This is a genomic window from Methanosarcina horonobensis HB-1 = JCM 15518 (genome assembly GCF_000970285.1).
In the GTDB taxonomy this organism is placed as follows: domain Archaea; phylum Halobacteriota; class Methanosarcinia; order Methanosarcinales; family Methanosarcinaceae; genus Methanosarcina; species Methanosarcina horonobensis.
In genome coordinates this window covers 841,098-856,045 of sequence record NZ_CP009516.1, presented here as the reverse complement: position 1 = coordinate 856,045, position 14,948 = coordinate 841,098, and the positions used below count along the sequence as shown (strand labels likewise).

Annotated in this window: 11 protein-coding genes; 10 read left to right on the top strand and 1 reads right to left on the bottom strand. The window is 42.5% G+C overall.

The window, feature by feature from the left end; genetic code table 11:
• Nucleotides 1-10: 10 nt before the first annotated feature.
• Nucleotides 11-469, top strand: a complete 459-nt coding sequence (locus tag MSHOH_RS03815; protein WP_048137502.1) for a hypothetical protein — start codon at nt 11-13, stop codon at nt 467-469.
• 713 nt (nt 470-1,182) lie between these two features.
• Here MSHOH_RS03815 and MSHOH_RS03810 read toward each other — a convergent pair.
• Entirely contained in the window at nt 1,183-3,213 is a 2,031-nt protein-coding gene (locus MSHOH_RS03810) for a sodium-translocating pyrophosphatase (protein WP_048143140.1), read from the bottom strand.
• Nucleotides 3,214-4,200: 987 nt separating this feature from the next.
• Here MSHOH_RS03810 and MSHOH_RS03805 point away from each other — a divergent pair.
• From MSHOH_RS03805 to cobT, 9 genes are all read left to right on the top strand, one after another.
• Nucleotides 4,201-6,216, top strand: coding sequence for a sodium-translocating pyrophosphatase (locus MSHOH_RS03805; protein WP_048137500.1), 2,016 nt, complete (start codon nt 4,201-4,203; stop codon nt 6,214-6,216).
• Nucleotides 6,217-6,580: 364 nt separating this feature from the next.
• Nucleotides 6,581-6,730, top strand: a complete 150-nt coding sequence (locus tag MSHOH_RS23390; protein WP_158024035.1) for a hypothetical protein — start codon at nt 6,581-6,583, stop codon at nt 6,728-6,730.
• 530 nt (nt 6,731-7,260) lie between these two features.
• Nucleotides 7,261-8,394 carry an MFS transporter gene (locus MSHOH_RS03800; protein WP_048137498.1) on the top strand — a complete coding sequence of 378 codons (1,134 nt, stop codon included), beginning with the start codon at nt 7,261-7,263 and terminating at the stop codon, nt 8,392-8,394.
• 148 nt (nt 8,395-8,542) lie between these two features.
• Nucleotides 8,543-9,706, top strand: coding sequence for an MFS transporter (locus MSHOH_RS03795; protein ID WP_048137496.1), 1,164 nt, complete (start codon nt 8,543-8,545; stop codon nt 9,704-9,706).
• Between the two features lie 116 nt (nt 9,707-9,822).
• Nucleotides 9,823-10,308, top strand: coding sequence for an RNA-binding protein (locus MSHOH_RS03790; protein ID WP_048137494.1), 486 nt, complete (start codon nt 9,823-9,825; stop codon nt 10,306-10,308).
• 172 nt (nt 10,309-10,480) lie between these two features.
• A complete protein-coding gene (locus MSHOH_RS03785; RefSeq protein ID WP_048137492.1) occupies nt 10,481-10,861 on the top strand; it encodes a cell division protein SepF in 381 nt (126 codons plus the stop codon).
• Nucleotides 10,858-11,502, top strand: coding sequence for a ZPR1 zinc finger domain-containing protein (locus MSHOH_RS03780; protein ID WP_048137490.1), 645 nt, complete (start codon nt 10,858-10,860; stop codon nt 11,500-11,502). Before MSHOH_RS03785 ends, MSHOH_RS03780 begins: the two co-directional genes overlap by 4 nt.
• Nucleotides 11,503-11,907: 405 nt before the next feature.
• Nucleotides 11,908-13,350 (top strand): proline--tRNA ligase, encoded by a 1,443-nt coding sequence (proS, locus tag MSHOH_RS03775; protein WP_048137488.1) that lies wholly within the window; start codon nt 11,908-11,910, stop codon nt 13,348-13,350.
• Nucleotides 13,351-13,860: 510 nt separating this feature from the next.
• The gene (cobT, locus tag MSHOH_RS03770; protein WP_048137487.1) at nt 13,861-14,910 is read left to right on the top strand and encodes a nicotinate mononucleotide-dependent phosphoribosyltransferase CobT; all 1,050 of its coding nucleotides are present in this window, start codon (nt 13,861-13,863) and stop codon (nt 14,908-14,910) included.
• Nucleotides 14,911-14,948 lie beyond the last annotated feature (38 nt).

Here is a 14,948-nt window from a genome sequence, read left to right as displayed (position 1 = left end):
ACGTGAGAAAATGAAACTTGAAAATGAAGATAAACAATCAATCTTTGAGATAGTGGCAGCCCGCTATTTCACAACACAGAACTGGAAATGGGTAAACCTGAAAAAGGATTCTAACAAAATCACTAAGGCCTTCGATGAGCTGAACGAACAGTATGCATCCTACTCCTATGTGAGCCGGGACTGGTATGTGGAAAATATGGGGTCCAGGAATCTCCATATGTGCAATAGCTGGGAAGAGCTTAAGAATCTGGTTGCTTTCCTCAATACCCATGGGACGATTTTTAATTTCCTTGTGAACACCGGAAACAGAAAGTCTTTCTGCATTGTAAGTAATTCGAGAGATCTGGATGAAACTCAGGCGAATGCAATAAAAGAAGTCCAGAAACTGGGGTACAATACCTTTGTGTTCCTTGCTACAATTCCGGATGAAATCGATTTCCAGCTGCTTCAGGTAAGGGGAGTTAACTGAACTCTCCTTCCCGAAAAAGGACTGCTTTAAAAGGCTAACTTTTGCTTCCTTCACAAAAATCTTTTTTACTTATTATCAAGAATCGGATTTTTTAGAGAATTAGATCAAAGTTAAAAAAGCTGAATTCACGTCATGACAGATTATTTTTGATTAAAGAGGAAATTTCTCCAGAATATCGTACAAAACCGAAAGGTTTTTACCTTATTATTGTCAAATAGGAAACTGTATTCCTTTTTGGCAATTCGATACATAAATACCCATCGTGTACGAAAAGCCTATCGTGTGTAAAAAAATTGTGTGTGAATAATCTCATGTGTGAAGAATTTATCATAGTGTAAACAGGAAAGAGGCTTGCCTATGGGACAGGAAGGAACGAAGAGCTTATGCTATGCTATTTTTGTTCCTGATATTTATCCCGGTATGTAAAGGAGCTTAAGCTGTGGAAAAAGTAAGCTGTTGAGAATCAAGATGTAGAATTAATTAAAAAACCATCAACCAGAAAACTGAGTATCTGAAGAAAGGGCACATTCTTCAGGTACTCAAAATTCAAATACTCAAAAAAGAGCAATATGAAACCAGAAAACAGAGAAACACAGAAAAGAACTGACCTCCGCAGATTTAAGCAAAAAAACACTGGAAAAAAAACCAGATTATAACCTGAAAAATAACCTGAGATCAAGCTAAAAATAAAAAAAAGGGAAAAATTAAGGAAATCACATAAATAAGGGTGCAAACACAACAGCCACAATGCTCATGAGCTTAATGAGGATGTTGATTGCAGGACCTGCTGTATCCTTGAAAGGATCACCTACAGTATCACCGGTTACACCTGCTTTGTGGGCATCAGAACCTTTTCCGCCGTAGTTTCCAAGTTCAATGAATTTCTTTGCATTGTCCCACGCACCTCCTGCGTTAGACATTGTAATTGCAATCATGAAACCTGAAGCTACAGAGCCTGCAAGAAGTCCGCCAAGAGCTCCGGGACCGAGGACAAGCCCTACTAAAAGTGGAGCGATAACTGCAAGAAGTCCTGGTGGAATCATCTCTTTCAAAGCAGAATGTGTTGAGATTGCAATACATTTGCCGTAATCGGGATCAGCTTTGCCTTCCATCAAACCTTTAATCTCTTTAAACTGCCTCCTGACTTCAACAACCACTTCACCTGCCGCATTTCCGACAGCCAGAATGGTCATTGATGAGAAGAGGTAAGGGAGCATTGCACCTATTGTAAGCCCTATGAATACATTGGGGTCCATAACATCGATAGCGCTGAGACCCACTGCAATACCATACGAAGCGAAGAGGGCAAGTGCGGTGAGAGCTGCCGAACCTATTGCAAAACCTTTGCCAATGGCTGCCGTAGTGTTTCCTACCGCATCAAGAGTGTCGGTAATCTGACGAACCTCTTTCTTCTGGTGGGACATTTCTGCAATGCCTCCTGCATTGTCAGCTACGGGACCGTATGCATCTACGGAGAGTGAGATCCCCAGTGTTGCAAGCATCCCTACAGCTGCAATAGCTATGCCATAAAGCCCTGCGAGCTGGAATGCAATATAGATTGCAATGCTGATTATAACAACAGGCCAGAGAGTGGATTCCATACCCTTTGCAAAACCTGTGATGATGTTTGTAGCTGAACCGGTCTGGCAGGAATGTGCAACTCTGAGAGTAGGCTTTCTGTCATATGAGGTATAATGCTCCGTGATCTGCCCTATGAGGAAGCCTGAGACAAGGCCTGCAACCGTTGCAAAGAAGACGTTCAGTCCGTATTTTCCAAGCAACTGGGACGTAACGAAGTATGCAGCAATGACAGTAAGCACGATTGCAGCAATTAGCCCCATATTAAATGCCATATGGATTGCTGAAGACTCAGTCTTGTTTGTGCGGACAAAAAATGTCCCTACAATAGATGCGAGAATTCCGACAGCTGAAATTATCAGTGGAACAAGAACAACATTCTCAAGAGGGATGCCAGGGAAAGTAGTTGCTGCTGTTGATGCTGCAAGAAGCATCGTTGCAAGGATCGAGCCTACATATGATTCATAGAGGTCAGCTCCCATCCCGGCTATGTCTCCTACATTGTCTCCGACATTGTCAGCAATTACAGCAGGGTTTCTCGGATCATCTTCAGGGATTCCGGCTTCGACTTTTCCTACAAGGTCTGCACCGACATCAGCAGCTTTGGTGAATATACCGCCACCGACACGAGCAAAGAGAGCGATAGATGATGCTCCGAGTGAAAAACCCGCAACAATGTTTATGATAGTAAGCATATCAAGGTCTGTAAAGGCACTTCCGAGAATTATAAACGAGATAGACAGTCCAAAAAGACCGAGACCTACGACACTCATTCCCATAACAGTACCGGACGCAAATGAAACCTTGAAAGCCGGGCCAATGCCTCTTGTAGCAGCATTTGTGGTCCTTCCATTCGCAATAGTAGCCGTAAGCATCCCTGCATATCCAGCTGTTGCGGAAAGCACTGCACCGAAAACAAAACATGCCGCAGTGAGAGCTCCGTTTGGCAGAATTAACGCGATTATAATTGCAAGGATAACAACGAAAACAGCGATCGCACGGTATTGCCTGTTAAGATAAACCATGGCTCCACCGTGAATTGACGCAGTAATTTTCTTAATGAGATCATTACCTTCGCCTTCATTTTGGACGTTTTTGTAGGATATACCTGCAAAAATCAGACCAATAAGGGCACATATTGGTGCAAGGTAGACTAATATATCCATAATTTCAACCATCCTACCAGAAAACACATTACAAGTACTTTAAGATAGTTATCATCCAGATACTTATCCTCCAAGTACTTTTGTGATAATAATGGGTCTTTGTATATAAATTGATACTTGATCCTGTATTGAAATTCAGAGAAACTTAGAATTTCAGCCCCTACATAGTAAAGATTTCTAGCTTTAAACAGGTACGTTATTACAGTCCTATATAACAGTTTCTGTAACTCATGACAGTTCCTATAACTCAAGTAATTATCTTTATTGGATAACTTTTATTGGTACAGGCGATTTCTGCGGTCAAACAGTTCCTGTTCATAACTGATTTCTGTCCATTACTCTCAGGGCAAAGGACCAGAATTTTCCCAAGGCACCTGAGGGAATACGGCAACTTATTACCGCATTAGCAGCATAAATAAATATCTGAATTAACCGGGCAAAAGGAAAAAAGTAGTTTCTTAGTAGTTTCTTAGTTCTTGTTTCCGATCTTATCCTATTTCTCTAGAGAACTGTGTCTGAAAATAAAAGTCTTCAAGAGAATATCGAAAAGAAAGCAAATAAAATAACCAGCAGTTTCGAGATTATGTTCGCAAACCCATAGCCCGATCTTTTTTTTCTTTCTGACATATTTCCTGCAAGGCAGTTTTTAATCTTATTTAATCATATTAATCACAGGGATGGGAAAAAAATCGTCTTATTGTAAGAAGTTAGCAAATCTTTGCCAGGGCAAAATGGTACAAAAGTTTATATAAAAAATAACTATTTACGCTTTCGTCAAAAATGAGGCTTTGACACTTAAAAATAATACTTTTGAGTAATACTAAATTGATATGAAAAAATCATTATAAATTTAAAATAAGTACATGTATGACTTTGATAAATGGAGATAATGAGAGGGAAATTAAAGCTAAAGGATAGGAACGCTGGAAGGGATCATAAAAAATATGTTAATGTGAACGGGTATCAAAACCAAAGGATAGGAAATTTATGGAAGGTTTAATATTTATTGCTCCTTTAGCAGGCGTTATAAGTCTGGTCTTCGCTGCTTTTTTCGCAAAAAGCATCCTGAAGGAAGATGCCGGCAACAAGAGAATGAAGGAAATAGCCGGAGCAATTCAGGAAGGGGCCATGGCTTACCTAAACCGCCAGTACAAAACGATTGCAATGGTTTCTATCATTCTCTCGTTACTGATTCTCTTTTTGCTTGATGACGGGCTGAAAATAGCCATCGGTTTCCTGGCAGGTGCCATAAGTTCGGCTGCTGCAGGTTACATCGGAATGAGCGTATCAGTCAGGGCAAACGTCCGGACTGCTAACGCTGCATCAAGCGGGCTTGAGAAAGCCATGTCAGTTGCATTCCGTGGGGGGGCTGTAACAGGACTTGCAGTAGTAGGACTTGCACTTCTCGGAACAAGTAGTTTTTACATCCTCTATGGGAACGTTGACCTGGTTGTAGGATTCGGTTTCGGAGCCAGCCTGATCAGTCTCTTTGCCAGAGTTGGAGGAGGAATCTTTACAAAAGCTGCAGATGTGGGGGCTGACCTTGTAGGAAAAGTCGAAGCCGGAATCCCTGAAGATGATCCGAGAAACGCAGGAGTTATTGCAGACAACGTAGGTGACAATGTGGGCGACTGTGCAGGGATGGGAGCAGACCTCTTTGAAACGTATGTGGTAACTTCGCTGGCTGCCATGCTTCTCGGATCCCTTATTATCAGTGTTTACGAAAACGCCATACTTTACCCGCTGATGCTCGGGTCTGCCGCAATCTTTGCATCTATAATATCTGTCTTCTTTGTGAAGGTAGGAAAAGAAGGAAAGATCATGCAGGCACTCTACAAAGGTGTAGGCGGCTCTGCAGTTCTCAGCTTGATTGCTTTCTATTTCATAACCGATTCCCTTATGGGTGATATCAGATTTTTCTTTGCGACGATCGTAGGCATTGTTATTACGGTGCTTATGGTAATAATTACCGAATACTATACTTCTACAAGCTACAGACCGGTGAAGACAATTGCAGCCTCTTCAGAAACAGGAGCTGCAACCAACATTATTTCAGGGCTATCCATAGGTTTTGAAAGCACTCTCATACCTACTGTAGTAATTGTTATAGGTATTCTGATATCGTATTTTATCGTAGGAGGAGCGGCAGACTCCGGAATAGGGCTTTACGGAATTGCTATTGCAGCAGTTGCAATGCTCTCAACCACAGGCATGATAGTTGCTCTGGACTCCTACGGCCCTATTACTGACAATGCAGGCGGAATTGCCCAGATGGCAAACCTTCCGGCTCAGGTTAGAAAAGTCACGGACGCCCTTGATGCCGTGGGAAACACCACCAAGGCTGTTACCAAAGGATATGCCATAGGCTCGGCAGCTCTGGGAGCACTTGCCCTCTTTGCAGATTACCGCAGCAAGGTAAACCTTGACGGACAGTCCCTTAACCTCGATGATCCTGTGGTGCTATCAGGCCTTCTTCTCGGAGCTCTCCTGCCTTTTGTGTTCAGTGCAGTTACAATGAGCGCAGTAGGAAAAGCTGCCTTTGAAGTAGTAAACGAAGTCCGCAGGCAGTTCAGAGAAATCCCTGGCATTATGGAAGGGACCGCAAAGCCGGAGTACGGGCGCTGTGTTGACATCGTAACAAAAGCAGCCCTCCATGAGATGGCAATGCCCGGCTTCCTTGCCGTCATCATACCTCTGCTTGTGGGGTTCTTCCTTGGTCCTAAAGCACTGGCAGGACTTCTTATAGGGCTCATTGTAGTCGGATTCATGCTCGCCCTTATGATGGATAACGGAGGAGGAGCCTGGGACAACGCAAAAAAACTGATTGAAGATGGAAATCACGGCGGAAAAGGTTCAGAAGCCCATAAAGCCGCAGTGGTAGGAGATACCGTAGGTGATCCCTTCAAAGACACTGCAGGACCTGCCCTTAACGCTTTGATCAAAGTTGTGAACATGGTGGCAATTCTTTTCTCGTCCCTTCTAATAGGCGGCGGCCTCTTTTAAGGCGAGAGAAGACAATGGAACCCCGCGAATTAAGGGATGATTCCATTTCCCAATTTCGCATCTCACTTTTTTATTTCTATATGTACTGATCTATCTGTATTTTCAGCAGTATTCTGCTTACAAATACGCTTCTTACAGAATGCTTAACCTCTTGAAGAGTTCCTGATCTCTACAAAGGTAGAATCAGGATTTAATGTATTTTTCTATTGTTTTCTGCAAAAAAAATATCAGTTCCATACTGCCGTACGCATTATTGTGTGCCATTATTACCCCATTGTCCGATTCATTTTTAATCAAATAATGAACCTTCAAGAGTTTTCCTCAAAACAGTATTATTTTATTTATGCTTACGGCAGGACTAAAAATGCAATTAATAGATAAATACAGGATAAAGAGAATTTTCATGGCATTAACAGCTTTAGAACATAGAGATAAAAATAGAAAAGATAATAAACAAGTAATTTCATCATTCTTAAATAGAAAAATAAATTACAAAAAACTTGAAAATAATTAACATTAACAGAATTTCCGTAACAAAACAACCTACAAAGATGAAACTACCATCTAAAAGTGCCTTATTATTAAGCTATATCCATAGCAGAAGCAAAACAAACTATTGAAACCAGTGGTAAACAAAAGCAATTATTTTACTAAAAAACCCGCCGAAACGACAGAAAAATGAAACAGAAAAGCGGTCAAACCTGAAAAAAGGAAGAAAAAACTGGATAATTAGAAGTAGTGTGAGCGGGTTGGGGAGTGGGGGGTCATATGGGGAGTGGGGGGTATGGTATGTGAAAAAAGTTTCCCGCTCACATTACTCACATAACCCCTATTCAAATTAATTATATAAATAGCTATGCATTTCATACCAGTTTAATATAATATAAAAAATATCATGCTGGAACATAATTCATAATTTTATGCTTTGCATATAAATTTTATCTACGTTTAAGAAAAAACCCGCAGCCTTCAAAAAAGAAAAAATAAATTCTTGAAGAAAAGATACGATAAAAAACTTATACGAGATTGCGGGTTTTAAGTTCTATGCATCCCGATAGGCGCTTGATTTATGTTGCGGTTTTTGCAATCATGGGGCTTTCCAATGCCGTAATCCCCATCCTTCCGGAACTTGCAGCCCTTTACCACAGTACATATGGGGAGTTTGCATCAAGCCTTCTCTTTTCAGGATACTTTCTGGGAGCCCTTGCGACAATGCTCCCTTTCGGAATTCTCGCTGACAGATTCGGAAACCTCAGATTAATAGGGCTCGGCATTGTCTTTACGGTTATTTCAGGGCTGATTATCTTTTTCTCCGATAATCTGTGGGTCCTTCTTATTTCCAGGTTCATTGAAGGTTCTGCCTGCGGAGCTTTTTTTCCTGCGGCATATTCCACACTCTCAAGGTGTAAAGACCCGGGGCGCTGTATGGGAGAATTCACCTTTCTTTTCAATGCAGGATTGGCTTCGGGAGCTTTATTCTCAGGGCTGCTTGCCGATATTTATCTTAAAGGTGCTGTTCTCATATTCACTTCTATAGCTCTGCTTTCGGGAATTCCTCTTCTTCACAGATGCGGTGAACTCATTAATTCGAAAAAAGCAGGAGAGAAACCGGACTTACTTCCAGGCCCGAACTCTTTAAAAGCCCATTTCAAACACTCTTTCAAGGAAGTGGCAGGACTTATTTCCCACCGCAATTCAGGAATATGGCTGAGTTCTTTTCTGCTTAACGGAGTAATCGGAGTTCTTATAGCCTACTATCCTGATTACAGCCTTGAAACTTTATCAAAAGTCCAGCTTGGAAGTGCAATTGCGAGCCTCTATATCTGCGCTATGATAACTTCTCTTCTTGCAGGACGTTTTAGTGTAAAGGAAAGAACTATAATCTGGATAGGACTGGTTTTTTCTGTCCTTGGGGTTTTTTTTGCGGTAAAGTATCCATTCCTTGGCTTTTCAAGCCTTGGAGGCGGATCAGGAATTGCAATGGTGGGTTTTGCCCTGGCTGTCGCAAGAATGAATGCTGATAGAGGTCTTGCTATGGGACTATTTAATACAACTATATATGCAGGGCTTTCCTTACTTCCAATTGTCGCGGGCCTCCTTACAGAAGTCTTGAGTTTTGAGGAACTATTTATTGTAAACGGCTGTGTTCTCGCAGGGACGCTTCTACTGAGAGACTAAAAAACAGCCTCCGTATTCATATATTTACAGGATACTTTCACGGCAGCCACATTATCTGACCAATGATCCTTTACTGGCTGATTACAGAACTAATTATAGAAATTATTGATCAAAAACGCAGAACAGAAAAAAACATAAACTAAAAACTATGAACTCGAAAAAACTCATACTTTACTCTTCGGTCTTTGCGATCCAGGGCCTTTCCAATGCAGTAATTCCTGTCCTTCCCGAACTTGCAGGAGAGGGCAATGCGAGTCCTGCCATCTCAAGCTTACTTTACTCAGGGTATTTTGTAGGAGCCCTGCTCACCCTTCTCCCGTTCGGAATCCTTGCAGACAGAATAGGAAACTTGAGAGTAGTAGGGCTGGGAATCACACTTACTGTTGTTTCCGGACTTTTTATTTCGTTTTCTGACAACCTGTGGATTCTTGGCATCTCACGCTTTGTAGAAGGTCTGGGCTGCGGAGCTTTTTTTCCTGCGGCATTTTCCATGCTTGCCGAATGGAAAGACAGCCAGCAAAGCCTGGGAGAATTCAATTTCCTGTTAAATGCCGGACTGGCTTCAGGAGTTTTTTTCTCAGGAATGCTTGCAGAGCTGGGGATCAAGACTGCAATAAGCATCTTCACCCTTCTTGCAGGCTTTTCTTTCGCCCTCCTTTTGCGAGAATCCAGGGAACTGATATCTCCGGATAACTCTGGAAGGAAAAAGGAAAAACCCGGAGTCTCAAACAGCAGAGAGATTTCAAGAGAGGAGCCTGAAACTTCAGTGAGCTTCAAACCCCGCAAATATTTAGAAAGAATCGGACAGGCTTTTTTTGAAAACGGCTTCTGGAAACTCTGGGGAATTTCAGTTTTCCTTTACGGAGCTACGGGCCTGCTGACTTCAAACTATGCAGACTACAGTGCCGGCTTCCTGACAAAACCGGAACTTGGGCTTGCGATTTCAGCCTCATACCTGGCTGCAATGTTAAGTTCCCTTGCTGCAGGGAGAATCAGGGCAAAGAATAAAAATATAGTAAAGGCAGGAATAATCCTTGCTGCAACAGGGATTCTTTTCTCTCTAAAAATGCCTTTGCTGGCATTCTTCCTTATCGGTGCCGGAGGAGGAGCGGCAGTCATAGGGCTTATTGCTGCTGTCTCCAGAATAAATTCGAGTGGAGTTGCAATGGGGCTCTTCAATACCGGAATTTATACAGGTCTGGGACTGATACCGATTTTTGGAAGTTTGTTTATAGGACCTTTAGGCTACGAAACAGTGTTCCTTGGAAGTGCTCTGGTCCTCCTTACGATACTTCTCGTAAAATTTGAATAAAAACCATAAGAAGATCAAGTGTCCAGAGAAATTAGTATCTGGCCTCCACATAAGCTTTAAAAGGCTCAGAGACTTATCCTATGAATAACCTCAACCTTTTGAAATCAGGTGATTGATTGAAAATAAAGTCAAGAGTTCAGCTGAGGAAAAATGCAAAGAATAAGATGCTAAAAGACCTTGAGTCCGCCTTCGGTGAAGAAATGGCAGAGCTTGAAAAGAAAACTCTCGAAAAGGTTACCCTGGATGAATATTCCCTTATCCTTGTGGAAGGCAGGCCTCTTCTGTTTGAAATAGATGGGCGTCTTTTTCCTACAGTTCGCGGAGCTCTTGAGATGGGGCTTCAGAAACGCCTTGTTGTTGTGGATAAAGGAGCAATTCGTTTTGTATCAAACGGAGCAGACATTATGGCTCCGGGAATCGTGGAAGCCGATACCGAAATAAAAGAAGGGGATTTTGTAATTATAGTGGAGGAAATCCACAGAAAACCTCTTGCCATAGGAAAAGCCCTTATGGAAGGGCAGCAGATGGTCGATGCAGATTCGGGAAAAGCCATAAAGTCAATAAGCCATGTAGGAGACAAACTCTGGAATTTTGAGTTCTGAGAGTGCCAGAAAGCAGAATTTTGCCAGGAAAAAAGCCTCCTTCAACAGAAGGAAAAATTCCTGAATAGAAGTCGGGAACCGGTGTGGCTTTATAATAGCAAAATTAATTAATATAGATCCCAATATAGGACAGTACTATCTAAATTTAAAAAAATACAAAAGGCGTGCATAGATGGCAAAACTCATAGACAAGATCCTTGGCGGCAACGTAAAAAGTTCGACCAGTGCCGAAGACTACACTGAAATTGACCTCAGCAAATATGAAGAGGTTCTGGAGGACGAGCCTGCAGAAACTTACGTAAAAATTGCAGAAATCTCAAGCATTAACCAGGTATCCGCACTCAAGCAGGAGATTTATAATGGGAACGTCCTTATGGTTGACATATCAAATATAAGAGGAGATGACCTGCTAAGGGACAGGGTTTTAAAAGAGCTGAAAGATGTTGTTGTCGATGTCCATGGAGACATTGCAGGCGTCAAAGGAAATACTGTGATTGTAACCCCTACAGGCATTAAAATCGACAGATCAAAGATTATTGGTGGAAAATATTGAATCATAAATATTTTAAGGATGAAAGCTTTGAGACTAGGATCTCCTGCCCCCTGTGTCAGAATGAACTTATAATGACGTGGCAGAGAGATAATATTCCCTATTTCGGGGAGATCATGTACATAACTGCAAAATGTCCTTGCAGTTTCCGTTTTGCAGATACTATGATCCTCTCCAGCAAAGAGCCCATGCGCTATGAGCTGTCAGTTGAGAACTCGGAAGATCTTGATGCAAGAGTTATACGCTCAACCTCAGGAACGATCCGCATTCCTGAGATGGGGATTGTTGTAGAACCCGGCACGATTTCTGATTCATATGTAACTAACATTGAGGGCGTGCTGCAGAGGGTTCAGAACGTCCTTATGACCGCGAGCAGGTGGGTACAGGAAGATGAAGAGAAATTTGCCCGCAGCCAGGAACTCCTGTGCATGCTCAACGAAGTAATCGAAGGCAAGAGGACAATTACAGTCGTTATCGAAGACCCTCTCGGAAACAGCGCAATAATTTCTAAAAAAGCTGTCGCTACCAAACTCTCAAAAGAAGAAGCTGAGAAGCTGAATACCGGTATGATAGTTTTCGATGTTAACAAATCCGAACTTGAACATGATGTTTCGGACAATGTCAAGCCCCTCGGAGGAGACTAATTCTTTTTTCCGGTTTTTTAACAGCCCGACCAGGAGTTAGGGGAAATACCCCATAAATTCCCCATTATAGTTATTTACTTTTATCTCATAATGCAGTACTTCAAGGGCTGTACAGGCTTCCTGTTGAAATAAAGTAGCACGGATACGTCCGATATAAAACCTGAAAAAAACTCTCTGCAGGATTTTCAGTTCAGGCAATGGTTGAAAGAAACATATCGATGTGCCTGAAATTAAGATTATTAAGCCTCGTGGAATCACAGCTTCAGATCCGAAGAGATAAAGAAATGCAATTTATGTTCATCAGCGTCCCGTCATAAAGCAACAAATAACGGTAATAGGATTGAAGCATTTCACAATACGGTTTATCATAAGAACTAACTGAAGTTACAATAATATGGTGAAGGTATGGCAGAAAGCGAAAAAGAAGCAGCACTCCCTCCAAAAGAGGACTTCAGCGATTGGTATAACGAACTCCTGTGGATGGCAGAAATAATGGATGTCCGCTACCCTGTAAAGGGACTTTACGTCTGGTATCCCTTTGGTTTTGCCATCAGGAGGAACACTTACAATATTATAAGGGAAATTCTTGATAACAGCGGACATCAGGAAACTCTCTTTCCCCTGCTGATCCCTGAAAATGAATTCATGAAAGAAGCCGAGCACATTAAAGGCTTTGAGAATGAAGTTTACTGGGTCACACATGGGGGAAAAGATCCTCTTGACATACCTCTGGCTCTCCGTCCCACAAGTGAGACTGCAATCTATCCCATGTACAAAATCTGGGTCAGGTCTCATGCTGACTTCCCTCTGAAGCTTTATCAGATAGTTAACACTTTCCGATATGAGACGAAGCACACCCGTCCTCTGATCAGGCTCAGGGAGATCACTTCCTTTAAAGAAGCCCATACCGTGCACGCCACATGGGAAGATGCAGAAGCCCAGGTAAAGGAAGCTGTCGGGCTCTATACCGAGATATACCGCAGGCTTGGAGTTCCTGTGCTCCGTTCAAGGAGACCTGACTGGGATAAGTTCCCCGGAGCTGACTATACCGATGCCATTGATGCCATGATGCCTGACGGAAAGACCCTTCAAATAGGCACTGTCCACCATCTTGGAGATAATTTTGCAAAGACATTTGATATAAAGTACGAGGCTCCTGACGGCGAACAGCGTTATGCCCACCAGACCTGCTATGGGATTTCAGAGAGGTCTATTGCAGCCACAATTTCAATTCATGGAGATGACAAAGGGCTTGTCCTTCCTCCCGAAATCGCACCTGTCCAGGTAGTCATTATCCCGATTATCTTCAAGAAAGGAGCAGAAACAGTGCTTGCAGCCTGCAAAGATGTTCAGGAGCGCCTGAAAAAAGCCGGAATTAGAGTAGAGATTGATGCAAGTGACCTGCGCCCCGGAGCAAAATACTACAGATGGGAGATGAAAGGCGTACCTCTCAGGCTTGAAATAGGCCCCCGCGATCTGGAAAACAACGTTGCGGTTGCAGTCAGGAGAGATACGGGAGAAAAAGAGCAGATCCCACTTCCTGAGATAGAGACCGGAGTTCGCCTGAAGTTCGAGGCAATTCAGAAAAGCCTTTACGACAAAGCTGAATCCGAACTTGAAAGCCGCATCTTTGACTGCGCCGAACTTGACGAGGTAAAGGAAAAGATCCAGGAAGGAGTTGCAACAATCCCCTGGTGCGGTAAAAGAGAGTGCGGACTTGAAATGGAAGACCGGATAGGAGCAGGTATCCTTGGAATTCCCCTGACCCCGAGAGGAAAAGGAAAAGAAAAATGCCCTATCTGCGGAGCAGAAACCGAAACTCGCGTTTACGTTGCAAGAACTTATTGAAATAGGTAAACGTTTTTTAAGGTTCAAGATAACTCTCGGGGCGCAGTACCTCAGCATTTAGAAAACACCCTTTCGGGTGTTTTATATTTTTGATATATCCTTTTTTAGCAGGTCTGGCTCCGTTTGAGCCTGCGAGTGGTTGGCAGACTAAAAAAATCAAAGAAAGCTTTTTTGCGTTCTAACGTCCGGATTTACTGCCATATTTATACACTAAAAGCTTTCTACACCTTTAATCAATTGATTTTTAGTATAGACCATATGAAGGCAAATCTACTGACCACGGAAATAAAAGAAAATAAAGTAAACTTAATTTGAGTATAATTAAATTATAATTGAGCGCCGATAAATATTAAATACTAAGTAGAAGAATTCTTCACTAGACTCCGAGGAGATTTACAGCAGTTTATCTCAGTGCTGTGTACGGAACTTGCGAATCTGTATAGAATCCCGGAAAAATTATTTGAGAATTATTTACATACTTATCTGCGTAATTTCATAGAGGAGATGTGAATGGCCTGGATAGAACCGGAAGTAACAAAAAAACCTAAAAAACCGATGTTTTTGTGCATACTTTCCAGCACAAAAACAGCACATATCCCAAAACTCTCGGCAGCAGGAAAAACAGCTGAACTTACGGACTATACGCCTGCAGGGGATGCGGAACTTATGGAAACAGGAAACATTATCAGTGTACCGGTGCTTCCCATGACTCCTCCTTATGATACCCCTACCCCTGCAATTATGACACGTTCGGCGCTGAAGCTTACGGACGCTCCGTATCATTTCATAAATTCAGGCTTAATAGTGACTCCAGATGTCCCATGTATTGATTTGAAAGCAAAGCCAGGTGAGGATATCCGGGAACCTATTGCAGTGAGAGATGTGCAGGGCATCTACGAACGGGCAAAATTCCTTGCCAAGAGACTCAGAAACCAAGTAGACCATGTTATAATCGGGGAAAGCATTCCCGGCGGCACAACAACGGCAATGGGAGTTTTAACAGCTCTCGGATACAATGGAAATGTCAGCAGCAGTGCAGATGAAAATCCTCTTGAGCTTAAAAAACAGGTTGTTGAAGAAGGAATGAAAGCCTCAGGTCTGACATTTGGCTGTCTGAAAGACGACCCCATGAAAGCTGTTGCCTGCATGGGAGACCCTATGATGCCTGCAGTTATGGGACTTGTTGCAGGCTTCCAGGGCACTGAAACCAGTGTTATCCTTGCGGGTGGAACTCAGATGGCAGCAGTTTATGCCCTTATCAAACATATGGGTTTCAATACTGAGAAACTCGCAATCGCAACTACCCGTTATGTGGTGGAAGATAAATCTGCAAATTTCATTGAGCTGACCAGAAATCTTGGGGTCCCTGTAATCTATGTTGCAGACCCGGGCTTTGGCAAGTCCAGCTTAAAAGGGCTTCACAGGTATGAAACTGGCACTATAAAAGAAGGTGCAGGTGCAGGCGGAGCCATGTATCTTGCAGGTCTTTTCGGGATTACCCAGGACCAGTTCAGAACCGAAGTAGAAAATGTCTGCAAACTGCTCAAAGCAGGTCACTGAAGAGTAAAAACTGCCTTTAAGCCAGTCTTTTGGAGAAA